The following is a 24,216-nucleotide window of genomic DNA, read 5'->3' on the forward strand; positions in this document are numbered from 1 at the left end:
GAATGTGAGTGTGAATTTGCTCAAAATGACTTGAGTAGACACAGCAAAACCTTCCCTCACAGGCTCATTGAGCGATCCCCGCAAGCCAGTGAAGTTGGGTCATCCTGGCTTAAGTGACCTGTTGGAAATATGACGAGTTCCATACGGATGTAAAGCTTTTATCAAGAAATTTGCTCACTGTATGAATTTCAGTCCTTCACCTTCCGTTAGAATGAATGAGATTCCTGACCCGCTTTGAAAGAGGCGATTCACAACGATATTCGCGGCTCACCATATTGAAGGCTCTGTGTTGAGTACTCGCCCAGTTTATGGAAAGCTAGGCACCGCGCATCTTTTAGCGGATCGTGGCTGAAAGTCCTGTACAGTGGTTAGTCTGAGTACACTTTCTCTGGGAAGGTACTTTCTCTGGGAAGGTCATGAAGGACAGGCTGCTCATCTCTCCAGATTTTTTAAGCAGATATAGTGTTTTCTTAATTCATTTAGTTGATTTTCTGTTTGATTGAAAATTGACGCATCTTTACAATGTGTTACACAATGGGAGATACCGTTGCAGATAGAAACGATGTTCAATGGATTCACAAACGTGAAAAATTCTCCTGGAACTGACTTTGGGGAGCGGATGCTCAATGCAGCAGCAAGTGAATCTATCCGTCACCTATTTACCAAAAGTGAGTCAGTCGAAGTTTCTATTCGCTGCTTTCCGTCGAGCAAGCTCTTGCAGGGAAGCATTGACAACTTTAAGATGAGCGGACGCGGGCTAGTGATTCGCCGTGATTTTTGGGTGGAGGAGATGCGGTTTGAGACTGATGCAGTGGCGATCGACTTTGGGTCTGTCCTGGGGGGAAAAATTCGTCTTAAGCAGCCGACTCAAGCGATCGCTCAGGTGACCTTAACCGAATCGGGGATCAACGATGCCTTTAAATCAGAACTGGTCGTCAAGCGGCTGCAAAACATTACCGAACCCGCGCTGATGAATCTGTCTGGCGGCGAGCCTGTCTCGTTTGACGATGTGCAACTCAAGCTCTTACCAAACAACAAAATTCAGATCTTTGCCAAGGCGGTTTTGCCCAATAACACGGTGCCGATTAGTCTGACGGCGAGTGTGGCGATCGAGCGACGGCGACGAGTGGCGTTTCAAGACCCCAAGTTTGAGCCAGAAGCCGTTCCTGAAGCGCTACGCGGCATTTCTGAAATTCTCACAATGGCGTTTGCTGAGATTCTAGACAATATGGTGGATCTCGATCGCTTTGACCTCGATGGTGTTTTGCTGCGAATCAATCGTCTGGAAACGGAAGGCGACAAGCTAATTTTTAGCGGCTACGCCCAGATTGAGCGATTTCCGAACACGGGACGCAAATAACCTGTGCCAAGTGAGCAACTGAGGGATTAGAATAAACCCTGCTTCTACAAGTGGCTCGACGCGACATGCAGGCGACGAATTGGTTTACATCCGGTGGGATTGTCATGGTGCCTCTGTTGGGATTTTCGATCCTGGCGGTGGCGCTGATTTTTGAGCGGATTTCTTTTTGGGCAAAGGTGACAAAACGCCACGATCGCATCATCCGCGAAGTGTTGACGCTTTATCGGCGCAGTCCCAGAGCCGCCTTTTTGATGCTAGAACAAAACACGGATCTGCCGATCGCCCGCATCTTTCTAGCGGCTTTAGAACTCGAAGAGGCCACTCCCGAAGAGTTTCGTCTGGCGTTAGAAAGTGCGGCTCAAGCTGAAATTCCCCTTCTCAAGCGCTTCAACACTGTCTTTGAAACAATTATCAGTCTGGCTCCGCTGCTGGGACTATTGGGCACCATTTTGGGATTGATTGCTTCATTTGCCAATCTGCGTCTGGGCGACTTGGGCGGCACTAATACGACGAATGTGACAGGCGGGATCAGTGAAGCACTGATTTCAACGGCATCGGGACTGGTGGTGGCGATCGTCACGCTGGTGTTTTCCAACACGTTTCGAGGGCTATACATCCGTCAAATTGCGCTGATTCAAGAATACGGGGGACAGCTTGAATTGCTCTATCGTCGCCGCCACGAAAAAGGAGGGTCTTATGCGTCTACCTGAAGAACCGGATTTGCCGCCTCAAATTTATATCGTGCCGATGATCGACGTGATTTTTGCCCTGCTCACGTTTTTCATCATGTCCACGCTGTTTTTGACGCGCTCTCAAGGGTTGCCTGTCAGTCTGCCGACGGCCGTCAGTGCCCAATCTCAACAAGCCGCTCCCGCAACGGTGACGATCGACCAAAACGGCAAACTCGCCCTCAACCGCAAGGCCATTCAACTTAAAGATCTACAAGCTCAAGTTCAGGGATTAAAAGGGAAGAAAAATCAGATCCAGGTGATCGTCAATGCCGATCGCCGCGTCAGTCATGGGCTAGTGATTACAGTAATGGATCGATTGAGAACAATTCCGGGGGTGAGGCTGGCGATCGCAACCCAGCAGCCCTGATCCGTAGGGGTGACTTCCTTCACTGCGCTGCTTGAATCTTTTGCCCTCCAAGTTGCCAATTCTGAGAGACTTTGAACCAGGAGCTAGTGTTCGAGTGGGGACGCTAAGAAGGGGGAGAATGTATTTTAGAAAACCTCTGGCTGACGCTGATTTCTTCACAAGTCTTATCATTGGAAGGAAGCCCGATCGCAGGATTCCTATGAAAGACCGCATCAAAGAACTCGCTACTGCCCTTGCGCCTCGTTTGATTGAGATTCGTCGCCATTTGCATAGTCACCCCGAACTGAGCGGACAAGAACAGCAAACGGCCGCTTATGTGGCTGGAGTCCTCTCTTCCTGTGGGTTACAGGTGCGGGAGTCGGTAGGAAAAGTGGGCGTAGTTGGGGAATTGGCGGGAGGGAGCGATCGCCGTCTCTTGGCCATTCGCACAGATATGGATGCGTTGCCGATTCAGGAGCGCACGGGGCTAGAATTTTCGTCTCGCAAGTCAGGAATTATGCACGCCTGCGGTCACGATGTCCATACGACGGTGGGCTTGGGGACGGCCATGGTGCTGTCTCAGTTAGGTATTCAACTACCGGGTAATGTGCGGTTTTTGTTTCAACCTGCCGAGGAGATCGCACAAGGGGCGGAATGGATGATCCAGGATGGAGCGATCGAGCAGGTCAATGCGATTCTCTCAGTCCATGTGTTTCCGTCGATTCCGGCTGGGAAGGTGGGCATTCGCTATGGGGCACTAACGGCGGCGGCGGATGATCTGGAGATTACGATCGTCGGTGAGTCGGGACATGGCGCAAGACCTCATGAGGCAGTGGATGCGATCTGGATTGCGGCTCAGGTAATCACGGCATTGCAACAGGCGATCGCTCGCACTCAAAATCCATTGCGGCCGGTAGTGCTGACGATCGGCAAGATTCAAGGGGGACGGGCCCCGAATGTGATTGCGGATCAGGTGCAGATGATGGGAACGGTGCGATCGCTCCATCCTGAAACCAGTGAAGCGTTGCCGACCTGGGTTGAGAATATTGTGTCCAGTGTGTGTCAAACCTATGGGGCAAAATGTCAGGTCAATTACCGTCGAGGAACGCCTTCGGTACAAAACGATCTGAAGTTGACGAGTCTGTTGGAGTCTTCGGCCAAGGAAATCTGGGGCAGCGACAGTATTCAAATTATCCAAGAGCCATCGCTGGGTGCAGAAGATTTTTCTTGTTACCTGAAACACGCACCTGGCAGTATGTTCCGTTTGGGGGTTGGCTTTAAGGACAGGCGAAACTATCCCTTACACCATCCTCAATTTGAAGTGGACGAAACGGCAATCTTGACGGGCGTGGTGACGATGGCGAATGCGGCTTGTCGGTATTGGCAGGGATGAGGGATGAGGGATGAGGGATGAGGGATGAGGGATGAAAGAATTGATCTGTTTGGGTCAGCGTCTTTCATCTTTTCTTTCATCTTTAAGTGTGAGTGGCTTTGAGGCAAAAATCATAACTCTGGAGAGATTTGCGATCGACTCGTCTGGCTGCACAGTGGAAGGCGATGCAATAAAATTTTGGAGCAACTGATGGCATCCTCTACCCCACTGCAAGGTTTGGATTTGGTTGATTGTGCGCGGGCAAACGCGAAGCAAGGGGTCGAAACGGCGGCTGATTTGTGCGGCTATGGCTCAGATCTCAATCGCTTTCGACAAGAGTTGGCGGCGGCTTGTCAGCATATGGGCGTTCAGTTTCACGAGTTGAGTGATTTGATCGCAGATGAAGCGCCTTTGCTGCAAATGGATGGAGAAGTCATTGCACCGGATGAATCTTCTGAACTTCTTAAATAATTCTTTGGAATAATGGGCGTTGCATAATGGAGGGATGAATGAGGGTGTTGTACTATGCAGTGTCGATACTGTGGGTCTACTGAGGTTCGCCAGAACGGGAAACGACGAGGCAAGCAAAATCATATCTGTCGCGCCTGCGGTCGCCAATTTATTGAAGGCTATGACCCACCCAAAGGCTACAGCGCAGCAACCAAGCAGGATTGCTTGATGCGTTACGTCAACGGCATGGGATTTCGCGCGATTGAGCGCTGTACTGGCGTGCATCATACAACCGTGATTCATTGGGTCAAGCAACTCGGACAGCAACTGCCGGATGCCCCACAGGAGTCGGAGATTCCAGAGGTGGGAGAACTCGACGAACTAGAAACCTTTGTCGGGTCAAAAAAAACAAAATTTGGATCTGGACAGCCGTGAACCATTTCCGGGCGGGCATTCTCGCTTGGGTGGGGGGAGTCACAGCGCAGAGACGTTCAAACCCTTGTGGCAGATTGTCTGTTGCTGGCATTGCTACTTCTATGTCACCGATGGCTGGAAGGTTTATCCCGGTTTTATTGAGGAAGGCGACCACCTTGTGAGCAAGACGTACATGACGAGAGTCGAAGGCGAGAATACCCGCTTACGTCACGACTTAGCTCGATTGCATCGCCAGACCTTGTGTTACTCCAAGTCGGTCGAAATGCTAAAGCATTCGCTGCGATTGCTCCTCCATTACCTAAAGTATTGGTCAATACCCGTACTCACTTGATTCATCCCTTTGTTCAGCAACGCCGAATAATGCTTTGGAATTGGGCGTTGCTGAATCAGGGGGTGTGCCCCAAAGCGGCGGGAACCCCAAGGTTCAAAGTCCCCCATTTTTGGGGGATTTAGGGGACGAAAAGATGGACACTTCCCACAGATTCATCCCTCCAATCAGCAACGCCTGATAATTGGTCGTTAAACAAAAATTGCCCTCTACCAGTTTTGGATAAAGGGCAAACAACAGAATTTTTGAGACTTTACGGATTCAGAATGGCGGACACGGTGAGAACGTCTTTGTCGCCACGACCTGAACAATTGATCACGATGCGAGGGCTGCCCGTGAGTTGGGGACAGAGGGTGTCAAGGTAGGCGATCGCATGAGCCGTCTCCAACGCAGGAATAATTCCCTCTAGTTGAGAAAGCTTCTGAAACGCTCCCAACGCTTGCTCATCGGTGACGGCGTAGTACTCAGCCCGTGCTGTTTCCATCAGATAGCTGTGTTCTGGCCCGACACCCGGATAGTCTAATCCAGCGCTAACGGAATGCGGCTCGATCACCTGACCATCGTCGTCTTGCAGCAGATAACTCATCGCCCCGTGGAGAACGCCAACTCGTCCCTTGGTCAAAGTCGCGGCATGTTTGTCGGTTTCTACGCCATGACCCGCTGCTTCTACACCGATCATTCTCACGCTAGATTCGTCGATAAATTCGTGAAAAAGTCCCATCGCATTAGAGCCACCGCCCACACAGGCTAGCAGAATGTCCGGTAAACCTCCCCACTTTTCTTGGGACTGAGCGCGAGTCTCCTGACCGATCACCGCATGAAAATCACGCACCATCATCGGATAAGGATGCGGGCCAGCGACAGAACCTAGGATGTAATGGGTGGTTTCTACATTCGTCACCCAATCCCGAATCGCTTCCGAAGTGGCATCTTTGAGGGTTCCCGTTCCCGATGAGACGGGGCGAACTTCGGCTCCCATCAGGCGCATTCTGAAGACGTTGAGCGACTGCCGCTCCATATCTTGCACGCCCATATAGATGATGCACTCTAGCCCAAATCGAGCGCAAACTGTGGCAGTTGCGACTCCGTGTTGACCTGCTCCCGTTTCGGCAATGATGCGCTGTTTGCCCATGCGTTTCGCCAAAAGTGCTTGAGCGAGGGCGTTGTTGATTTTGTGGGCCCCGGTGTGGTTGAGGTCTTCGCGCTTGAGATAAATCTGCGGCCCCGTGCCGTCGGGTCTGGCGTAGTGAGTCGTCAACCGTTCGGCAAAATATAAGGGACTGGGGCGGCCCACATAGTCTTTTAACAGTCCTTGAAGCTCTTGTTGAAAGTCAGGGTCTTGGCTGTATTGATGGTAGGCTGCCTCTAGCTCAAACAAAGCGGGCATCAGAGTTTCAGGGACATACTTGCCGCCAAACTGACCAAATCTCCCCAACGAATCAGGGCGACTTTGAGGAGAAAGAGCGGAGGCTGGCTGGAGATTTTTGGGAAGTGGGGTTGTCGTCACGATTCCTGAATCTTATAGGTGCAATTGATGCCTAATTATAAGCTTGAGGAAAGCTGCGTTACACTGGCCCTTGCTGCTGATTTGGCACTGATTTTTATGGCGAATTCTAAGAAAGCGAAGTCGGGCACCTCTGCGGGCGATCGCATCGTCTATTCCGAATTTGGTAACGCGAATCATTCAGACGCATTGGAACGGGGAGTTCCTGACCTGCCGCCCAATCAGCAAAACATTCGAGTTCAAGTGTCGCGCAAGGGACGAGGCGGAAAAACCGTAACGGTGATCAGTGGATTTCAGTCCAAGGCTGAGACGTTGACAGATCTGCTCAAAAAGCTGAAAGCTCAATGTGGAACGGGCGGCACCGTTAGAGAAGAGACGCTAGAGATTCAGGGCGACCATGCTCAGAAGTTACTTCAGATTTTGGTGCAGTTGGGCTACAAAGCGAAAATTAGCGGCGGTTAAAACGGGCAATTTTTCTCCTTTGCGATCGCGTCTTTTGGAATAGTGACGCATCAATGATCTCTCTCCAAAGCACGAGGGAGATTTGTGCGGCGATTGTCATGCTTATTTAGCGCTCAATAATTATCTAAAACAAAATCTAAAATAAATATTGGAGAATCACTATGGTAGAAGGAACTTCGAGAGACGTGAAGAAGATTGATGTAGGCGATCGTTCCTTAGTGCAGAACGATCCACTGGATTCGGCCAATCTAGATTCGGCAAATGACTCCTATGGAGTGGGCTACGATGGCGGAACTCCGCTCGACCAGGATCAAGATGGCGATCCAATCAATCAAGCGCATGGGGTGGGATACGACGGGACGAGTGCGATCGCGCCAAACGGTAACTCGGTTGATGAGTCCTACGGTGTAGGGTATGACGGCGGTACTCCTGCTGACCAAGATTCAGATCGCAACCCGGTGGATCAAGCGCATGGCGTGGGATATGACGGGCTGGATACAGATGCCTCAAAGCACCATTAAGGTTTCAGTGCGCTGAATTTTCTAAAAGATGGGCGAGGGCACAAACACCCTGCCTTTACCCATCTCTTTGCAATTCCTGGCAGATTGAAGCGATTTAACGAACCTAAGTGACGATCGTGAACTTGCCAGTTGTCAGGTCGTAGCGCCCCCCCACAATCTTGAGCTTACCCTTCTGGATCAAGTCAGCCAAGATAGTCGAACTCTCTGCTAACTTTTGCGCCTGATACTGCACATTGGCGATGATCGAGTTTTGTTCTAAGTCTCCCGTTTTAGCCCTGACACGAGCGACAGCAGGCTTAATTTCTTCGACAAATATACCAATTCGGCCGGGTAGGGGATCTCCTTTTACGGCTGCTATGACTGCCCCACAGCGACTGTGCCCAACCACCACAATTAGTTGAGAACCCAGCACGGCTGTAGAAAATTCTAAACTACCGATCGCCGTTTGACTGGCGACATTTCCGGCAACTCGAACGACAAATAAGTCACCCAAGCCCTGATCAAACACGATCTCGGAAGGCACTCTAGAATCTGCACAGCCCAAAATCGACGCAAATGGATATTGAGCGACGGCAGTTTCTTGAAGACGTAAGCGAGATTGCTCAGGGTTTTGGCGCTTATCATCCACAAATCGCGTATTGCCGTCTAGGAGAAGCTTTAAGGCTGCATCCGGGCTAACAGGTTGAGGTTTTTTAGAAGTCGCGGGGCTTTGTGCGAGAGCTTCTTCTGGATGCCAGATCGATCCACTTCCTGCGGCCGCCGCAATGCCCAGTCCTCCCATTCCTGCCAGATGCAGAAACGATCGCCGTCCAATAAAGCCGTCTATTCGAGTCATATGGTCAATCTCAAGCTATTTCTAATCAATGCAATAAATTTCAATCAATAGCATCGCTACGAGTGATGAGGAGAAATATATCAGAATCCCTGTTCATCTATTCTGGGAACTTGGATTTGCTGACAGGATATTTGAAAAAGTTTTGTTACGAGTGGTATAGGCGGGATTACCTTTTGGAGAACGAATTACGGAACTGATTGGAGTTGATGCGAAAGTAGAAATCATGACAACATTTCTCCTGCATCAGGGGTGAATTATGGCGACGCGGCGTTGGCGGTTTCTCTGGATTTGTTTGATCATGGGCTTGCTGACCTTGACTGGAGTTTTCTCTAGTCGGTTAGAACCTGCCTCGGCTCAAGTTCGCTTTAACGATATTCAAAATTATTGGGCAAAAGCCTGTATCGAGTCGCTGGCTCAGAAAAAGATTCTTAACGGCTACCCGGATGGGAATTTTCGCCCGAATGCGTCGGTAACTCGTGCAGAATACGCTTCGCTGATGGTGACGGCGTTTCCAGGAATTGTGAATGCAACGCTGCCTGCACGATCGCTTCAATTCAAGGACGTTCCCAGTAAGTTTTGGGCGGCCAGCGCGATCGGACAAGCCACTAACGCCAACTTTTTTTCGGGCTACCCAGACGGCACCTTTCGCCCCAATCAAAGCATTTTACGAGTCCATGCGATCGCCGTTCTCGCCAGTGCTGCGGCGGGTTCCACTTCGACGGCTCCGCTGGATCAAACGCTGGCGGTTTTTCAAGATGCTCAAGCGATTCCTGACTATGCGAAAAAGGCGATCGCAGCGGCCACAGATAAACGCATCGTCGTCAACTATCCCAATGTCAAGCAGCTAAATCCTGATGCGGCGGCCAGTCGAGGAGAAATTGCGGCTCTGATCTGTCGGGCACTGCCAGAAACCGCTTCGTTGATTCCGGATCAGTACGTTGCGGGTAAGCCAGCGGTTCGCAGTGAGATTCGCGCCGTTTGGTTGACGAATATTGACAGTGACGCAATGTTTAGCCGCGATCGTCTCAATGCGGCTGTTCAAGATCTCGCTCAACTCAATTTCAATACCATTTATCCCGCCGTTTGGAATTGGGGCTACACGCTATATCCGAGTCAGGTCGCCAAACAAGCGATCGGGCTGTCCGTTGATCCGCGACCCGAAGCGATCGGTTTAAAAGATCGTGACATGCTCAAAGAACTGATCGAACAGGGACACCAACGCAAATTAACGATCATTCCCTGGTTTGAGTTTGGCTTTATGGCACCCGCCGATTCAGAACTGGCCAGTATGCATCCTGATTGGTTAACGCGACGACGAGACGGCACTCAAGTCTGGCAAGAAGGCAAGTATCCCCGTGTCTGGTTAAATCCGTTTAAGCCAGAGGTTCAGAAATTCATTGCTGATTTGGTTCTCGAACTCGTTGACAATTATGATCTCGATGGCATTCAGTTTGATGATCATTTCGGGTTGCCTTATGATTTTGGCTACGATGAGTTTACTGTTGCCCTTTACAAGCAAGAAAATCAAGGGAAACAGCCGCCGATCGACCCCAAAGATCCCAATTGGATTCGCTGGAGAGCTAACAAAATCACTGCTTTCACGGCTCAGATCTTCCAGGCGATTAAAGCCAAAAAACAAAACGTTCTGGTCTCGTTGTCACCCAACAATTACAATTTCTCCTACAATCATTCGCTGCAAGATTGGCGCACCTGGGATCAACAAGGACTGATCGAAGAACTGGTGCTGCAAGTTTATCGAGACAGCCGTCAGGGGTTTATCGACGAGTTAAATCAGCCCGAAGTGCAAGCGGCTAAAAGTCATATTCCAACAGGGGTTGGCGTGTTGACGGGACTCAAAGATCGTCCAGTTGGCATTCGGCAGATTCGAGATCAGGTGCAACTCGTTCGAGATCAAGGATTTGCTGGGGTTTCGTTCTTTTTTTATGAAACGATGTGGAACCTGTCTAATGAATCGGTGAGCGATCGCAAAGCTGTCTTTAACACGCTGTTCTCTTCTGCTTTGCCCCGTCCTAATATTGCTAAAAAAGCTGCAAGTTGAGAAATGGAGCAATCGGATATGAAGTTTGTTCGCTTTGTCACTTCCTAAGTCCTTCTGCCCTCAAGCTGCCAATTCTAGGGGACTGCCGGAGTCTGTGAGTGAAGTGGGATCGATAGAATTCGCGTTGACTTGAGGAATGAACGATCGCTTTACCTCTATCCCAGGGGCGAATATCCTACAAAAATCCAATAATTTGTGAAATTTGGCGTTCTCTAACGGAATCTGTACTTAAAATCGATTCAGTAGTTGGGGCACCCTTTCATGACAGCAGCCACACCGTCCACGACACGCACTTACGACATTATTGGGTTTGGTGACGAAGTTCCGGGTATTCTCGCGATCGTTGCAGCCGCCAGAGAATATCGTCGCAGAATTGGCAAATTTCCCAAATCCCTGATCATGTTTAAGGGCAACTCTCAAGAAGGCGTGGGCGGCCATCTGGTACGAGGCGGATTGGCGTATCTCGATCGCACCCACGTTCCTTCGGATATCCGACAAGCAACGGGTGTAGGGTTGTTTGGCGATCCGTCTCGGTTATATACCGAATTTTTGCAGCGATCGGGCGTTCCTCAAATTGCGCTTGATCCCCGTAAGGCAAACACCGCACTGCGTCAGATGTTGAGCGAAATCAGTGCAGACATCATCAGTCGGGTGCAGATTCAAGCCATTCTCAAACAGGGCGCAAAAATCTCTGGCATTCAGTTGATGAATGGAGAAACTTATCTTGCCAAACAGTTTATCGACTCGACCGTCAACGCCGAACTTGCTCAATACGCGGGAGCCGATAAGCTGCAAGGATTTGGCACTTTTGGACTCCCCGAATCAGAACTGCCCGTGACGCTGGTGTTTGAGACCGAGGGACTGACGATCGCCGAACTCAAATCCGTCGAAATGGCTTACCTCAAACGCTTCACCAACCCCAGAGACACCGAAGCACAAAGATTTATGCAGCTTGCCGCCGGGGGCGACGCGAGAATTATAGAGCGCTTCAAAAAAGAAATGTTTGACAGCAAAGGCGCTCTGGCAGATATGAACGTCGGCTCTGATCACATCGATATTTGCAGCAAAGCGTTGTCGATCGCCTATCACGCCTACCGGGGCACAAAATTTTCGCTCAATAGCAACAGTTGTGCCTTTGACTCCGGCAATATCGCCATTCTTCCAGGGGGGCGGCTTTCCTGGAATGCGCTGCTGTGTCATGTGTCCGGTTCTCAAGCCGAAGCGCTGGCTCGAAACGCCGCCAAACCCACGCCCGCCATGCTAGAAGAAATCAAATTTCTCGATCGCTTCTTCAAAAGTCTCGGTGCCACCGCCGTCCGCCCCATGCCAGAACTCTACATTCGTCATGCCGGAAATGTGACGGGTGTGGTCGAACCCCTGAGCGGAGCCAGAATGCTCGAAGGCGGCGTGTCTAGAGAAGAAGCGATCGCCACCTTTGGCTACCCCTTAGACGTGCGCGGCGGCATCGAAGGTCTGGGACTCAAAGCCCTAGAAAGAGGCATCACCAGCATCTCATTTCTCAAACCGCCCCTCTTCAACGTCGGCATTCGTCACGCCCTTCTCAGATCCGTCCCTAATCTTGCTGTCATCAGCCCCGCATCCGGCTTTGATGGATACGCCTGTGCCGCAGGTCGCATTGTCGAATTTAACGTCGCCGTCGGTCAAGGAGTCGGAATCGCCGCCGCCCTAGCCATCACCACCAATCGTGACCTAATGAACATTTCCAACACCGAAGTTCGACAAGTCCTGTCCCAAACCAAGCAACTCCCCATCATCTACGGCAAAAACTACTCGATCGAAGCCTCCCGCCTCCAACAGTTCGAGAAAATGATGATCGCCTAATTCACTCCTCACTCCTCACTCCTCACTCCTCACTCCTCACTCCTCACTTTGTAATGCTTTGTTGTAATTTCGTGCAAACCTGCTCATCTTGACGTAACCTACCGTTAACAATCGCTTTCAACCGACTGCATGATCGATTACAACGCGCTGTTTGATTTTTCGCGATCGCACTGCATTGCTATCTGCGCTTTTCTCGTCCCGGCTAATCTGCTGACGACCTCCCAAACCCTGATATTGACAGGAATGCGTCGTCCTCCGATCCAAGTTTTATTAGCCGCAGGAGTCGCTTCTCTGTTTTCGGGCATTATGGTGCTGCATGTTCTCACCTGGTTTTTAATCGGCGTGGTGATGCCGCCCACGTTTATTTTGCTGTGGCTAGGAACGGTCTGTCTGGGAACTAACTTGTGGGCAGTTTTGGCGAGAGAAAGCTTGGCTCGATTACTCGGTGCGATCTATAAAATTTGCACTAAAGTAGATCTGCCTGCATTCCGCCATTTGCATGAGTGATTCTCAAAACGCCAGCCCAAATTCGCCCAGTTCTAACCAGCCTTCCGACGAGGAAAACTGGCTCGACGACATCGTACCCGAAGTTCAGGAAGCCTCTGATCGACCGCGCTACGTTCGCAAGGTTGATCCCGCAAGTCCGATCGTCATGGTTGAGACGGCGTTTTTAGCCAGTGCGGCCAGTCTGATCTATCTGGTGAATTCCTACTTTCCGATGGGGCCGCTGTTGCAGATTTTTTTCCCGATTCCGATCGCGCTCGTCTATCAGCGATGGGGAAGTCGGGCTGCCTGGATGGCGGCGTTGGTATCGGGGCTATTGCTGTCGGTGCTAATTGGCCCCACTCGCAGCATTCAGTTTGTGGTGCCCTTTGGGTTACTCGGCGTGTTGTTAGGAGCGTTGTGGTATCGTCGCGCTAAGTGGGCCGTTTCGATTCCCCTTGCCAGTTTACTGAATGTAACGGGCGCTTTTTTTCGCATCTGGCTACTGTCTATTTTGACGGGTGAAGATCTCTGGCTATATGGCACCAATCAAATCATTAACCTGTTGGAGTGGGTGTTTCTCAAACTGGGATTATTGATGCAACCGTCGTTAGTGCTGGTGCAGTTTGCAGTGCTGGCGATGATTGTCACCCACAGCGTTGTTTATTTGTTTGTGGTACATGTCGTGGCGTGGTTTTTGTTTGATCGCCTCAACAATCCCATTCCCAATCCGCCAAACTGGGTGCAAGTGTTGCTTAATTCAGAATGATTTCGATTTATACTCAGCCTCAACAAGCGCAGCAGTGGCTTCATCAGTATCAAGGACGATCGCCACTTTTTGCCTGTGTTTTGGGCTTTACCGAGACGGGACTGATTCCTGGAATTTCGGCTGCTGGTGCGACTCCGACCGATCGACAGTACACAGCGATCGCGGATGCAGAATTTCTAATCAATGGGGTGCAAAAATCGCCTCGTTACCCGTTGCCTCCTCTGCATGTGGGCGCGTCTCCCGTCTTAATTTCTCGTGCCATTCTCGCTGCCCAAAACATTCCCATTTATCTATTTAATGCAGGGTTGCCCAATCCGCCTGCTGTCTCTGCGATCGATCTGCAAGGAATGCCCGCCCGCTGTCTAAGTACAGGTCAAGCGATGGAGCGAGCGATCGTCGAACACCTATTTCAACAAGGACTCATCTGGGGAGAAAAACTAGCCGCTCAAGTTCCTGAGAGTTACTTAATTTTGAGTGAATGTGTGGTGGGAGGTACGACGACTGCATTAGCAATTCTCACAGGTTTGGGAATTGATGCCGCTCAAAAAGTTAACAGCAGCCATCCCGTCTGCAATCACGCCCAAAAGTGGCAGCTAGTCCAAGACGGGTTACAGAATTTCTCAAGCTTAAATTCTCACGCACCACGCCCATTACAGAAGTCTGATCAAAACCTCACGCCTCACGCCTCAGACCCGATCGCCCTCGTTGCCGCTGTCGGAGATCCGATGCAAATTGTGGTTGCTGGCATGACGATCGCCGCCAGTCAAACCTGTGGAGTTCTATTGGCCGGAGGCACACAAATGTTGGCCGTGTCTGCCTTGACACAAGCCATTTCCTCAACCCATTCTCTTCCCTGGCACCCTCAAAGAATTGTTGTCGGAACCACTCGCTGGGTAGCCGAAGATCCCACAGGCGATACGGTAGGGTTAGGCAATCAAATCGGAACCATTCCTCTCCTCGCCACACAGTTAAGCTTCGCAAAATCGCGCCATTCCCAACTGCGATCGTACGAACAAGGCTACGTCAAAGAAGGTGTGGGCGCTGGAGGATGCGCGATCGCAGGCCACCTCTTTCAAAACTGGGGACAACCCGAACTTCTTGAAGCGATCGAAACTTTGGCAGATCATCGTTTAAAGAGCGATCAACCACCAGAAACAAAGGACAAGGAATAAACGACTATCCGATTCATCCCTCATCCCTCATCCCTCCTCGCGAAGCGGATTACCCCCAAAGGGGGAACAGATCATCGAAGTTCTCCCTCATCCCTTTCTTAGGAATGAGAATTAAATAACTTCGACAATTGTAGAGTCTCGGATCGCCATCCTCACAAAGTGGGGCAAAGCCCTCGCCAACCCTTCTTCCTAAGAAGGAGGCTAAAGTCTGGTTCCCTCTCTTTGGGGCTACCGTGTACACACAAGTTGATTGATCCGTCATTGCCGAGACCCTTCGCCCCCTAAATCCCCCACAAGTGAGGGACTTTGAGCTGTCGTCATGGCTTTGAACTTTGGAAATCTTTCCTTTGTCAAAGTCCCCCAGAATGGGGGATTTAGGGGGCTGAAGCCGATTGAAACGAAGCGATTCCGGACTTGTGTGTACACGGTAGCTCTTTGAGGAGAGGGTTAGGGTTAGGGTGAAATTTCGGAGTTATTTAATCCACGATCCTTAGTGAACTCTCTGCGCCAACAACTGTTCTTCAAGCGCTGCAATCCGGTTGTAGGCGGCGGTCAGTTGTGCGGTCAGTCGCTGAATCTGAATTTCGGGTGAGAGGGGCTTTTCTCCACCTTGAATCGAGGCCTCGCTGCCCTGATTGTCTACCAAAACATCTTTGTGTTCCATCGACGGATCGCTGTAGCGATGACTCTGATAATAGCGCCCGTTGCTGGTGCCTGATAGGGTGTAGCCCATTCCCTGATTAGGGGTCTTGATCTCGGTGACGACTTGAGAAAGATTGTGAGTTAGCTGCTCGATAAGCTGATACAGGGTATCAATCTTGCTATCCATTGTGCCGATTTGCTGTTGAAGCGTGTCCATTTACTGCCCTACTTCCCCTACTTTTGTTATGGTTCATCTTAGTGAAAAAACCTGCGATCGCACGGTTACTCCCGAATCATTTAACTTTTCATGCAAAAACAAAATGTAGCTCAGGAAACGATTGAGCAACTGCTTTAAGAAAGGCTACAAACTGTTCGCAAAGTTCAGAAAATGTTGAACGAATTTCGTTAAAATAAGTGTTCAAAATGCTTGTAAAACGCTGAAAGCGGGACGCTGTAAAGATCAAGCACTTATCTGCTTCTAGAGTGAAATGAAAGAGCCTGGTTACGATAGTTGAGGATTACAAAGAAAGTTTAGATCAAAGGAAAAAGATCTGCCTTTAAGCCATTTTTTCTGTTCTGAGAAACGAGCTATCACGCCTCACAAAAGCTTGTAACCTCTCCAGAAAAAGTGAGCCGTGCGTTAACCCTTCTACTGGTGCAAAAAAGTACGATCGGTCGTCTAGCTCCAAAGTGAGATGCTGTCTAAGATTTGGAGCAAGTGCTATGCTTTCAGAGAGCCGCTTGATTCAAGTGTTTTTGTGCTGAGTATTTTTGTTAAACGCCGTTCTACTAGAGAGAAAAATGCTGAGTTTTCAAGAATTCTTTGCTGTTTGTGCGGGCACTTGGACTACTGAACGCACCTACCACTACATTGAGCAGAAAGAAATTGAGCGCTCTTACACCGAGTTTAAAGTAGACGCGCTGACGGAAACCGAGAAACAGCGTATTCTCATTCCCTCTGACGAGTCTGCAACGGGGCACTTTCAAGTAGACACCGCTAAAGTGACTCAACCGGACACCTGCCCAGGGTTTGCGATCGCCTTCAATACCGTTTCTGAAAAAGGTGAAGAGGTGGCGATGAGCCTTAAAGCTTTGTTTGTGCCCGATGCCTACATGATTCAAAAAGTCACTCCGGAGGCGCTTTTACCCCTGGCGGCCCAGGTTCCTACAGACTTCAATGGCGACATCATTCAAGGCTTTTACCTGCGAGATCAAGGCTACTCAGAGGCAGGCACGATCGCTGGACGCTTTACCTACCAGACGACTCGCCAAACCCTGGAAATGACGACCCACTACAAGCGATCGGTCGCTGTCGATCAGATGCGGCTCTTATCGCCTACCACCCGCCTGAGAACGATCGTCACTTACCAGCGCCCCCAATCCGGAGAAGTGCCCTCGGTCATGACCCTGATCGGCTTTGGGGTAGAACATAAGCAGTAGACTTAACTTTTTCCTTCATGATGGATCGTCGATCGTTTCTCACAGCCGCCAGCACCTTTGCCCTCAGTACGACGCTGACAGGTTGCAATTCTCAAGGTCAAGCCGCGCTCAAAATTCGGCTGTTAAAGAACTCTATTCCGGCTCAGTTGCCCGGTCAGTTTCGCAAAAGTTTGAACGATCGCCAGGTAGGACTCGACTTTAAGCCAGAAAATCAACTCCAAACGCTGTTCTCACTGCTGCAAGCCTGGAAACAACAGGAAGGCTCCCCTCAAAAATCCCCCTTTTCTCTCCCGTTTTTGGCAAATGATTCGGCAACACCCGACCTCGTGACCCTGGGCGACTATTGGCTAGAAACGGCCATTCGTCAGGGACTGATTCAACCCCTCAATCCTGATAATTGGCAACAGTGGAAGCAACTACCGGATAGATGGCGAGATATTGTGACTCGCAACGATCGCGGCATTCCAGACCCCAAGGGCAAAGTCTGGGCAGCTCCTTATCGGTGGGGCAGCACGGTGATTATCTACCGCAAAGACATTTTTCGTCAAAAAGATTTGCAGCTACCAACTGACTGGAGCGATCTCTGGCGCGAAGATCTCAAAGGTCACATTTCTCTACCTGACCAGCCCCGCGAGGTCATGGGTCTAACGCTCAAACACCTGGGCAAGTCTTACAACACGGCTGATCTCAAAACCGTCCCCAATCTAGAATCTGAACTTCTCAGGCTGCACCAACAAGTCAAGTTCTATAGTTCTGATACTTACCTGCAACCATTGTTATTAGATGACATCTGGTTGGCGGTGGGGTGGTCTACTGATGTTTTACCGTTGATTCAGCGAAACCAGCCGATCGCTGCGGTTTTCCCCCCGTCTGGCACTGCTTTATGGACAGATCTCTGGGTGCGCCCTGCCCGTGTTCAAAACGCTTCAAACCTGCTGTCAGACTGGATCAACTATTGCTGGCGAACGGACGTTGCTACACAGCTTTCTCAATTTAGCTTTGCGGCCTCCCCGATTTTGACGACGTTGAATTCTACAACGCTGCCGCCGGAGGTGCAAAGCAATCCTCTTCTGATGCCCAGAGCAGAAAGCTTAGACCGCAGCGAGTTTCTCGAACCCCTCACCGATACTACGGTCGAGCAGTACCGCCGCCTGTGGGAGACCCTGCGTCGATCCCGTTAGGGCGACCCCGAAATCCTGCTTTGCCAGATGAGTCCAGCGAAAGGATGCAGGCAGCGGGTTGAGGGTTAGAGGCTTTTTCGACGGCTTGCTGAAAAGCACAGGTATAGGCTGCTAATAGCGTTCCCTGACGGTTAAAAATTCTCATGTTGTAGCCATAGCCACTGGACTCTGTTCCTAACTCCTGGACAAATTTGTAGCGCTCTAAATAGTCTAACAAGCTCCAGACCTGCTGGTTGACCACAAAATCTGCCTGACCGGGAGTTGTACGTTGACCAGGGCAGGCCAGCCATTTGTCAAGTAACCTGCTCCCAAACTGAGGCTGGGCGGCGATTTGATCACGAGTCCACCAAAAACTAGGGATGGTCAGATTGGTTTGAGAAATCGAAGTTTCGGTGATTCCTAAAGTGTCATCTGCACAGCGCCCTTGTTGCAGTTTCTCAAAGTCTAGGGGAGCTAAAGAAGGCTGTAGGGCAGAGAGTAAGACTTCTTGTGGGTCGCTCGAAACGGCCGAGTCGGCAATGGCGCTTTGATTTCCCCAGACTAGCATCACCCCAATCAGCGTCTGAAATAAAAAAGCTGTTCTCTGAAGTGCTGAAACCTGCATGGACTGGCCCTTGTCTTGCTCAACTAAATCGTATTCTCAAACTAAGTCGTACGGTCACAAATTGTAGCGATTGTCGTCCCAATCATAGGTAGGTGATTCTGAGGTCGCTGGAATGAGCTGTTTTTGCTCACCTTTGCCTTCTCGCTTGGCTTTGCGAAGCGATCGCTCCACCACATCAACTAGCGTATCCCAGGAGAGATTTTCTTTCCCCAATAGCTGTCTGAGACCCTGTAAGGCACTATAAGGTTCCAGTTCTTCTTCCGTGATTTGTAGGGGAGCCGCAACTCGCAGGGGATCACGCTGAACGGCGACTAACGCTTGACGGACGACTGTGTTAACCTGATTTTTGAGTTCGTTTTTGCCCCGAAGTCTTTGTTGTCTCCAGCCTTTTTCACTGGTGGCGTAGAGGGCGGGTAGTCGGTTGAGCGCGTAGGCGATCACTTCGGCGGTGCTGATGTATTCGACGAGTTTGGCGGGGAGGCGTTGAAGCTGGCGATCGACCTCCTCGACGACTAGAGATTCCATTGCGTTTCGATAGCTGATGGCGCGGTTAAATTGCATGATAGATGGATAAAGTGAAGTTCACAAGGATCACAACGGCTGGCGCGTGTCAAAATTGAAGTCTGCTAGAAGGGTCACCGAGCCGCAAATTTTTTAGTCTGCTCACGCTTAGATTTTTGATCTAGTTGATTTTTGGATACCCAAAATCAGATTGCAACTATCGAATCTGAGCGATCGACGGTTGATCGGCAGAGTTTTTTACGGTTGACAAAAATATGTTTGACCCGCTACGTCGTTTAAAGTTTCTTCCCTGGACGGCGCTGCTTCAGGTAGCTCTCGTGACGGTTGCGATCGTGGCTGCTTTTGATGTGCTGATTATTCAAATCTTTGGGGCAATTCCAGCGGCGCTTGAAGTGTTGACAACGGTGCTGAGTTCTCCTTTGATTTTGCTGATCGAGTTAGCGATCGCCGTTGGCATAGGAGCGTTGAGCGTTGCCATTTTGGAGCGATGGTTTCAAAGAGTCCCGATTACGAATGCAAGTCTCTGGGCGCTGGTTCCTTGTCTGGCGCTGTGGCTGTTGTTGCTCTCATTTTTACCAATTCCAGTCGCGCTTGTGCCTCAAATCAGTATCTTTCAGATAGTCGGAACTGTGTTGGGCGTTTTTTGGAAGGGGCGATCGTACTGGAGATAGTGTGAATTTTCTCAGTGAATGTGACTGAGGCGGCAAAGACGGGAGACGTTGAGCGCTAAACATTATACCAAGGACGTTAGAAGTAGGCTGAAGCCCCGAAACCACTCTGTCCAGAGTCAGCTCGATGAACGCTTCGCTTCGCTTTTAGATCCAGGAACGCCCCCTAAATCCCCCACGAGTGAGGGACTTTGAACCAGAATTCCTCTCTGAAAGTCCCCCAAAATTGGGGGGTTGGGGGGCAGAAGCCGTGAACAACGAAGCGAAAAAACTCTCATCGAATTCACGTTGTCCAGAGTCGAACAAAGTTCAGTGTCCAAAATCCAGAGTCTCAAAGTCCCAAGTCTCCTTCATTCTTGCCACAGTCGTCGTCCTGGTTTGCCGTTTAGTCGCTGGTGGGTGTCTTTGAGCAGGGTGGGAATGTCGAGATTTTGGGGGCATCGAGGCAGACAGTCGCCACAATCATTACAGCGGTTGGCTTTGCTGCCTGGAAACCAATGTCCCGCATTTTCAAACATTCGATAGCGATACTCCCCAAAGGACTTCATGTCGTAGGCGACGGCCAGATTTCTCAACCGCAGTACTTCGGGGATGTGAATGTCGATCGGGCAGGGCAGACAAGCATAACATTGACTACATAAGTCCGTTTTGAGGGTTTCAGCCTGGTGAAGCTCAAGGCGGCTCAGGACAGCAATTTCTTCTGGAGTCAGGGGAAAGGTACGATCTCCTTGAGATACCTGCAAAGGGTCGCTCACCTGTAGAGGCAAGTCCAATTCTGTCGGGTGGGCGGCTCCGACGCTGAGGGTTGTAATCCGAGGGTCACTGAGCAGAAATCGGTAGTTTAATTCTAGGGGCGAAAAGGGGGCACACAGACGAGTCAACGTGTCTGGCGGCGTATAGAGCATTCCAGCTTTGTCGGCGGGGGAAATGATGAACACACCCATATCTTGCCGATGAGCCAGATCGATCGCTGCCGCATTGCGTTGAAAAAACAAAGAATAGTGCAGGTTGACAAACTTAAATTGTTGGGTGGCGATCGCCGCTAAAATCACGTCTAAAAATCCGTGGGTCGAAAACCCGACATGCCGAATTCTTCCATCTGCCACAGCCTGCCTGACTGCCCGCATACCGCCCTTTTCTGCCTCAACCCAGGCGAGATGTTCCCAGGTGTTTAAGCCGTGGATCGCTAAATTGTCTAAATAATCAACCTTTAGGCGCTGTAAGGATTCGTCAATGTGGCGATCGACGATCTCAGCATCGGTAGGCGAAATTTTCGTTGTAATGTAAAGCTGACTCCGCGACAGCCCATTTTGAAGAGCCGTTCCCAAAAACTTCTCACTCTGACCGTAGCCTCGCGCTGTCTCCAGGTGATTGATCCCTAGCTCAATGGCCCGTCTTACCGTCTGTTCTGCGACTTCCTGCGACGCTAGACAGCGCATTGTCCCCAGCGAGAAAACGGACAGCGGTAGATTTGTTTGACCAAAGCGACGATAGTGCATTTAAGGAGAGCAATGAGAAATCAGGACAAAAGTTCTATTCAAAGTCCCTCGCTGGTAGAGAACTTAGGGAACGTTTCCGCATCTGTCAGCGAAGTCGCTCCTACCAATTCACGTCAACCCAGTTTCATCCCTCATCCCTTCCTACTGCGCTTCTCCACTGCTAAAGCGACCTTTTTGAATCAAGTCTTCGGGGCGCAGGGTCGCCAAAAACTCGCGGAAGGCTTTGCGCTCGGCTTCGTCAGCATCGCGATCGACCGGAATCGAAGCATCCGCAATCACTTCTTCCATCACCCAAATGGGACTATTGGTACGGAGGGCAATGGCGATCGCGTCACTGGGACGAGCATCAATCTCGCGCTTTGCCTCACCTTGAGAAACAATTAAGACTGCGTAGAACGTATTATCCTGTAGAGAGTGAATAATAATCCGCTCTAGCTCCATGTCCCAGGTTTCCATGAGGTTGACAAACAAGTCATGGGTGAGCGGACGGGGCGGGGTTTGGTTTTCTAAGGCGTTGATGATCGCTTTCGCCTGATCCTGAGCAATATAGATAGGAAGTGCGCGGCGATCGGTGCCATCTTTGAGAAGCACGATCGGGCTACGAGTTGCCGCGTCCAACGCAATTCCAGCGACCTTCATTTCAATCATCGGTATAGCCTCTAGAACACCTGAAGCAAAGGAGGAACTCTTCATCGTGAAGACCCAGGAGAACCAGGCGTAAGACCTGGCACACCACGAGCAAGTTAAAGTAGATGACCTTAGTATGCCCTGATCTCTGCCCTGATCCTAAATCATCCCTCCTAGATTTTGACAAAATAAAGAAGAGTTCTCGATTTCCCCAAATACTTGAGCGAAAGATTAATCTCAGGACAAGCTGGTAAAGTTTCTTTCATCCAACTACCCCATACTACTCGTGTTTACTGGACTCATTCAAACTGTCGGCACCCTGCACCCGATCGGGGTCGAACATTTACAAATCACATGCCCAGAGCCGTCTGCCGGACTTATTTTGCAGGGATTGGCACTGGGCGACAGCGTGGCGGTCGATGGCGTTTGTCTGACGGTGACGGAGATTTCGGGAACGGGATTTGTGGCCGTGGTATCGCCGGAGACTCAGGTTCGCACGACCCTCAGCCAGACCGAGGGCGGCAGTAAGCGGGTCAATCTAGAAACGTCGCTCAAGGTCGGCAGCAAGCTAGGTGGTCACTTTGTCACAGGTCACATTGACGGGGTGGGCGTTCTCAAATCTTCGGTGCAGACGGCGAGTTCTTGGGAGATGACGTTTACGACAGCGAGCGATCGGGTGTCTCGTTATATTCTCCCTAAGGGCAGCATTGCGGTGAATGGGATCAGTCTCACGGTGGCGGATTGTGACCCGTCAGGTTCCTGGTTTAAAGTAGCAGTGATTCCCCATACGTACGCTGAGACCAATCTTTCTCAACTCCATCCGGGTAGCTGGGTCAATTTGGAGGGCGACATTTTAGGAAAGTATGTAGAGAAGTTTTTGCGATCGGGTTCCGCTTATAGCGAGATGGGCGAAGCTTCTCCTAACGGTCTCAGTCCTGACTTTCTAGCCGAACACGGATATTTGTAGAAATTGGTGTGGGGCGAGTGAGCCGAGAATCTAGCAAAGGAAGAACTCCGCTCCGGCTGCCTAGAGCCTCTGAGCAACCACTGGGAAACTGCGCCACAAATTTCATCCCTCCTCGCAAAGCGAAGTTCTCCTCATCCCTACCGAACGGCCGCAGTAATTTCGTCCAGAATCTCCTTTGCGCCCTGCTCGATCAGTTGGTGAGCCAGTTGAGTCCCCAGCGTTTCGGCATCGGCAGGAGAGCCAGAAACTTCACCTTTGACGATTTTTTGTCCATCGACGCTGGCGACGATTCCTGTGAGCGTTAGCGTGTCGTCTTTGAGAAGGGTGTTGACCCCGATCGGTACCTGACATCCGCCTTCTAAGGCTCTCAAAAAGGCTCGTTCTGCATAACAGCGATCGGCGGTGGGCTGGTGTTGCAACACGTTGAGAACGTTCAGCACTTCTGGATCGTTGGTACGGCACTCGATGCCCAAAGCGCCCTGACCGACTGCGTGGAGAGAAATTTCGGGGGGGATAACCTGGTGGACGCGATCGCCCAGATCCAATCGTTCTAGTCCGGCTACTGCCAGAATCAGCGCATCGTATTCGCCTGCATCCAGCTTTGACAGACGAGTGATCACATTGCCCCGCACATCTTTGAAGACAAAATGAGGAAAGTGATGTCGCAGTTGGGCTAGCCGTCTGAGCGATGAAGTGCCAATGACTGCGCCTGCGGGTAGCGTGTCAAGCTGTTTGTCCTGGTGTTTTTCGTGAACGACCAGCGCATCGGCAGGATTTTCGCGATCGGTGACACAGCCCAACATCAACCCTTCGGGCAAGCGAGTCGGCAAATCTTTGAGCGAGTGAACCGCAAAATCAATGTCGCCGTTGAGCATTCCGACTTCTAGCTCTTTGGTGAAGAGACCTTTGTCGCCAATTTTTGCTAACGCCACATCCAAGATTTTGTCACCCTGGGTACTCATCGTGTGAACTTCAAAGGTGCGATCGGGAAACGCCTTTTGCAACTGAGCTTGCACCCAATGAGTCTGGACAAGGGCAAGCTGACTTTTGCGAGAACCAATCCGAATGGTGCGGTTAGAAACGGGGGTTGCAGTAGGAGACATATCAACGAGTGTTTGAAACAGGCTTCGATCGTGACTCTTTCCACATTACCGCAGTGAGTCGTCCCATTTGTGAGCATTCACCCTGATGGATCGTTACAGATAGTTAAGCATTCGATCTAGGCTCTTTGCTGCCTTGTTGAGCGCTTCTGCTCTCCGACCCGACAATTCTGGGGGACTTTTAGAGAAAGTTTCTCGTTTCGTTGCTGAAATCTTCTGCCCCCCAATTCTGCTACGGTGTATACACAAGTCCATACTCACTTCGTTCTAGTCGGCTTCAGCCCCCTAAATCCCCCA

The 24,216-nt window shown here is 50.6% G+C and carries 24 protein-coding genes and 1 pseudogene; 17 read left to right on the plus strand and 8 right to left on the minus strand.

What is annotated here, in order from left to right; translation table 11 throughout:
- Positions 1-583 precede the first annotated feature (583 nt).
- From ACKFKF_RS19110 to ACKFKF_RS19135, 6 genes and pseudogenes are all read left to right on the plus strand, one after another.
- Positions 584-1,360, plus strand: coding sequence for an LmeA family phospholipid-binding protein (locus ACKFKF_RS19110; RefSeq protein WP_446869159.1), 777 nt, complete (start codon positions 584-586; stop codon positions 1,358-1,360).
- 65 nt (positions 1,361-1,425) lie between these two features.
- Complete coding sequence (locus ACKFKF_RS19115; protein ID WP_446857106.1) at positions 1,426-2,070, plus strand: MotA/TolQ/ExbB proton channel family protein; 645 nt, start codon at positions 1,426-1,428, stop codon at positions 2,068-2,070.
- Positions 2,057-2,458 carry an ExbD/TolR family protein gene (locus ACKFKF_RS19120; protein ID WP_446856902.1) on the plus strand — a complete coding sequence of 134 codons (402 nt, stop codon included), beginning with the start codon at positions 2,057-2,059 and terminating at the stop codon, positions 2,456-2,458. The genes ACKFKF_RS19115 and ACKFKF_RS19120 overlap by 14 nt, the downstream gene beginning before the upstream one ends.
- 199 nt (positions 2,459-2,657) lie before the next feature.
- On the plus strand, positions 2,658-3,830 hold the full coding sequence (locus ACKFKF_RS19125; RefSeq protein WP_446869160.1) for a M20 family metallopeptidase: 1,173 nt from the start codon (positions 2,658-2,660) through the stop codon (positions 3,828-3,830).
- Between the two features lie 189 nt (positions 3,831-4,019).
- Positions 4,020-4,280 carry a hypothetical protein gene (locus tag ACKFKF_RS19130; RefSeq protein WP_446856904.1) on the plus strand — a complete coding sequence of 87 codons (261 nt, stop codon included), beginning with the start codon at positions 4,020-4,022 and terminating at the stop codon, positions 4,278-4,280.
- A gap of 54 nt (positions 4,281-4,334) precedes the next feature.
- Positions 4,335-5,025 (plus strand): annotated as a pseudogene (locus ACKFKF_RS19135) (IS1 family transposase).
- Between the two features lie 250 nt (positions 5,026-5,275).
- Here ACKFKF_RS19135 and trpB read toward each other — a convergent pair.
- Positions 5,276-6,529, minus strand: coding sequence for a tryptophan synthase subunit beta (trpB, locus tag ACKFKF_RS19140; RefSeq protein WP_446869161.1), 1,254 nt, complete (start codon positions 6,527-6,529; stop codon positions 5,276-5,278).
- A 27-nt stretch (positions 6,530-6,556) separates the two neighbouring features.
- Between trpB and ACKFKF_RS19145 the strand changes: the two genes are divergently transcribed.
- Complete coding sequence (locus tag ACKFKF_RS19145) at positions 6,557-6,988, plus strand: translation initiation factor (protein WP_446869162.1); 432 nt, start codon at positions 6,557-6,559, stop codon at positions 6,986-6,988.
- A 161-nt stretch (positions 6,989-7,149) separates the two neighbouring features.
- Positions 7,150-7,509, plus strand: a complete 360-nt coding sequence (locus ACKFKF_RS19150; protein ID WP_446869163.1) for a hypothetical protein — start codon at positions 7,150-7,152, stop codon at positions 7,507-7,509.
- Between the two features lie 103 nt (positions 7,510-7,612).
- Here ACKFKF_RS19150 and ACKFKF_RS19155 read toward each other — a convergent pair whose 3' ends face one another.
- Positions 7,613-8,344 carry a carbonic anhydrase gene (locus ACKFKF_RS19155; RefSeq protein WP_446869164.1) on the minus strand — a complete coding sequence of 244 codons (732 nt, stop codon included), beginning with the start codon at positions 8,342-8,344 and terminating at the stop codon, positions 7,613-7,615.
- A 256-nt stretch (positions 8,345-8,600) separates the two neighbouring features.
- Here ACKFKF_RS19155 and ACKFKF_RS19160 point away from each other — a divergent pair, with 256 nt between their 5' ends.
- From ACKFKF_RS19160 to cobT, 5 genes are all read left to right on the plus strand, one after another.
- Entirely contained in the window at positions 8,601-10,403 is a 1,803-nt protein-coding gene (locus tag ACKFKF_RS19160) for a glycoside hydrolase family 10 protein (RefSeq protein ID WP_446869165.1), read from the plus strand.
- A 261-nt stretch (positions 10,404-10,664) separates the two neighbouring features.
- Positions 10,665-12,245: an FAD-dependent oxidoreductase gene (locus ACKFKF_RS19165; protein WP_446869166.1), complete on the plus strand. Its 1,581-nt coding sequence runs from the start codon at positions 10,665-10,667 to the stop codon at positions 12,243-12,245.
- A gap of 129 nt (positions 12,246-12,374) precedes the next feature.
- On the plus strand, positions 12,375-12,752 hold the full coding sequence (locus tag ACKFKF_RS19170) for a hypothetical protein (protein WP_446869167.1): 378 nt from the start codon (positions 12,375-12,377) through the stop codon (positions 12,750-12,752).
- Positions 12,745-13,497 carry a DUF2232 domain-containing protein gene (locus ACKFKF_RS19175; RefSeq protein WP_446856913.1) on the plus strand — a complete coding sequence of 251 codons (753 nt, stop codon included), beginning with the start codon at positions 12,745-12,747 and terminating at the stop codon, positions 13,495-13,497. The genes ACKFKF_RS19170 and ACKFKF_RS19175 overlap by 8 nt, the downstream gene beginning before the upstream one ends.
- Positions 13,494-14,669, plus strand: coding sequence for a nicotinate mononucleotide-dependent phosphoribosyltransferase CobT (gene cobT / locus ACKFKF_RS19180; RefSeq protein WP_446869168.1), 1,176 nt, complete (start codon positions 13,494-13,496; stop codon positions 14,667-14,669). The genes ACKFKF_RS19175 and cobT overlap by 4 nt, the downstream gene beginning before the upstream one ends.
- A gap of 490 nt (positions 14,670-15,159) precedes the next feature.
- On the opposite strand, the gene ACKFKF_RS19185 is transcribed toward cobT, so the two are convergent.
- A complete protein-coding gene (locus ACKFKF_RS19185) occupies positions 15,160-15,528 on the minus strand; it encodes a hypothetical protein (protein ID WP_446856915.1) in 369 nt (122 codons plus the stop codon).
- Between the two features lie 584 nt (positions 15,529-16,112).
- Between ACKFKF_RS19185 and ACKFKF_RS19190 the strand changes: the two genes are divergently transcribed.
- Positions 16,113-16,751 carry a phycobiliprotein lyase gene (locus ACKFKF_RS19190; protein ID WP_446869169.1) on the plus strand — a complete coding sequence of 213 codons (639 nt, stop codon included), beginning with the start codon at positions 16,113-16,115 and terminating at the stop codon, positions 16,749-16,751.
- A 20-nt stretch (positions 16,752-16,771) separates the two neighbouring features.
- Positions 16,772-17,932: an extracellular solute-binding protein gene (locus ACKFKF_RS19195; RefSeq protein ID WP_446869170.1), complete on the plus strand. Its 1,161-nt coding sequence runs from the start codon at positions 16,772-16,774 to the stop codon at positions 17,930-17,932.
- Here the strand turns inward: ACKFKF_RS19195 and ACKFKF_RS19200 are convergent.
- Positions 17,880-18,536, minus strand: coding sequence for a hypothetical protein (locus ACKFKF_RS19200; RefSeq protein WP_446869171.1), 657 nt, complete (start codon positions 18,534-18,536; stop codon positions 17,880-17,882). The genes ACKFKF_RS19195 and ACKFKF_RS19200 overlap by 53 nt on opposite strands.
- 54 nt (positions 18,537-18,590) lie before the next feature.
- Positions 18,591-19,097, minus strand: coding sequence for a late competence development ComFB family protein (locus ACKFKF_RS19205; RefSeq protein WP_446869172.1), 507 nt, complete (start codon positions 19,095-19,097; stop codon positions 18,591-18,593).
- A gap of 215 nt (positions 19,098-19,312) precedes the next feature.
- Between ACKFKF_RS19205 and ACKFKF_RS19210 the strand changes: the two genes are divergently transcribed.
- Positions 19,313-19,729, plus strand: coding sequence for a hypothetical protein (locus tag ACKFKF_RS19210; protein ID WP_446856920.1), 417 nt, complete (start codon positions 19,313-19,315; stop codon positions 19,727-19,729).
- A gap of 347 nt (positions 19,730-20,076) precedes the next feature.
- Here ACKFKF_RS19210 and ACKFKF_RS19215 read toward each other — a convergent pair whose 3' ends face one another.
- Together ACKFKF_RS19215 and ACKFKF_RS19220 are read right to left on the minus strand one after the other, a co-directional pair.
- On the minus strand, positions 20,077-21,225 hold the full coding sequence (locus ACKFKF_RS19215; RefSeq protein ID WP_446869173.1) for an aldo/keto reductase: 1,149 nt from the start codon (positions 21,223-21,225) through the stop codon (positions 20,077-20,079).
- A 141-nt stretch (positions 21,226-21,366) separates the two neighbouring features.
- A complete protein-coding gene (locus tag ACKFKF_RS19220) occupies positions 21,367-21,873 on the minus strand; it encodes a bifunctional nuclease family protein (RefSeq protein WP_446856922.1) in 507 nt (168 codons plus the stop codon).
- A gap of 265 nt (positions 21,874-22,138) precedes the next feature.
- On the opposite strand from ACKFKF_RS19220, the gene ribE reads away from it, so the two are divergent.
- Positions 22,139-22,819, plus strand: a complete 681-nt coding sequence (gene ribE / locus ACKFKF_RS19225; RefSeq protein ID WP_446869174.1) for a riboflavin synthase — start codon at positions 22,139-22,141, stop codon at positions 22,817-22,819.
- 137 nt (positions 22,820-22,956) lie between these two features.
- Here the strand turns inward: ribE and hemC are convergent, their stop codons facing one another.
- Positions 22,957-23,922, minus strand: coding sequence for a hydroxymethylbilane synthase (gene hemC, locus ACKFKF_RS19230; RefSeq protein WP_446856924.1), 966 nt, complete (start codon positions 23,920-23,922; stop codon positions 22,957-22,959).
- Positions 23,923-24,216: the final 294 nt, after the last annotated feature.

It is taken from the genome of Phormidesmis sp. 146-12, assembly GCF_052939495.1.

Excerpts from the sequence above, each read along its gene's own strand:
- ACKFKF_RS19115 (WP_446857106.1), top strand. The coding sequence starts at position 1,426 with ATGCAGGCGACGAATTGGTTTACATCCGGTGGGATTGTCATGGTGCCT.
- ACKFKF_RS19120 (WP_446856902.1), top strand. The coding sequence starts at position 2,057 with ATGCGTCTACCTGAAGAACCGGATTTGCCGCCTCAAATTTATATCGTG.
- ACKFKF_RS19125 (WP_446869160.1), top strand. The coding sequence starts at position 2,658 with ATGAAAGACCGCATCAAAGAACTCGCTACTGCCCTTGCGCCTCGTTTG.
- ACKFKF_RS19130 (WP_446856904.1), top strand. The coding sequence starts at position 4,020 with ATGGCATCCTCTACCCCACTGCAAGGTTTGGATTTGGTTGATTGTGCG.
- ACKFKF_RS19145 (WP_446869162.1), top strand. The coding sequence starts at position 6,557 with ATGCCTAATTATAAGCTTGAGGAAAGCTGCGTTACACTGGCCCTTGCT.
- ACKFKF_RS19150 (WP_446869163.1), top strand. The coding sequence starts at position 7,150 with ATGGTAGAAGGAACTTCGAGAGACGTGAAGAAGATTGATGTAGGCGAT.
- ACKFKF_RS19155 (WP_446869164.1), bottom strand. The coding sequence starts at position 8,344 with ATGACTCGAATAGACGGCTTTATTGGACGGCGATCGTTTCTGCATCTG.
- ACKFKF_RS19160 (WP_446869165.1), top strand. The coding sequence starts at position 8,601 with ATGGCGACGCGGCGTTGGCGGTTTCTCTGGATTTGTTTGATCATGGGC.
- ACKFKF_RS19165 (WP_446869166.1), top strand. The coding sequence starts at position 10,665 with ATGACAGCAGCCACACCGTCCACGACACGCACTTACGACATTATTGGG.
- ACKFKF_RS19170 (WP_446869167.1), top strand. The coding sequence starts at position 12,375 with ATGATCGATTACAACGCGCTGTTTGATTTTTCGCGATCGCACTGCATT.
- ACKFKF_RS19175 (WP_446856913.1), top strand. The coding sequence starts at position 12,745 with ATGAGTGATTCTCAAAACGCCAGCCCAAATTCGCCCAGTTCTAACCAG.
- cobT (WP_446869168.1), top strand. The coding sequence starts at position 13,494 with ATGATTTCGATTTATACTCAGCCTCAACAAGCGCAGCAGTGGCTTCAT.
- ACKFKF_RS19185 (WP_446856915.1), bottom strand. The coding sequence starts at position 15,528 with ATGGACACGCTTCAACAGCAAATCGGCACAATGGATAGCAAGATTGAT.
- ACKFKF_RS19190 (WP_446869169.1), top strand. The coding sequence starts at position 16,113 with ATGCTGAGTTTTCAAGAATTCTTTGCTGTTTGTGCGGGCACTTGGACT.
- ACKFKF_RS19195 (WP_446869170.1), top strand. The coding sequence starts at position 16,772 with ATGGATCGTCGATCGTTTCTCACAGCCGCCAGCACCTTTGCCCTCAGT.
- ACKFKF_RS19200 (WP_446869171.1), bottom strand. The coding sequence starts at position 18,536 with ATGCAGGTTTCAGCACTTCAGAGAACAGCTTTTTTATTTCAGACGCTG.
- ACKFKF_RS19205 (WP_446869172.1), bottom strand. The coding sequence starts at position 19,097 with ATGCAATTTAACCGCGCCATCAGCTATCGAAACGCAATGGAATCTCTA.
- ACKFKF_RS19210 (WP_446856920.1), top strand. The coding sequence starts at position 19,313 with ATGTTTGACCCGCTACGTCGTTTAAAGTTTCTTCCCTGGACGGCGCTG.
- ACKFKF_RS19215 (WP_446869173.1), bottom strand. The coding sequence starts at position 21,225 with ATGCACTATCGTCGCTTTGGTCAAACAAATCTACCGCTGTCCGTTTTC.
- ACKFKF_RS19220 (WP_446856922.1), bottom strand. The coding sequence starts at position 21,873 with ATGATTGAAATGAAGGTCGCTGGAATTGCGTTGGACGCGGCAACTCGT.
- hemC (WP_446856924.1), bottom strand. The coding sequence starts at position 23,922 with ATGTCTCCTACTGCAACCCCCGTTTCTAACCGCACCATTCGGATTGGT.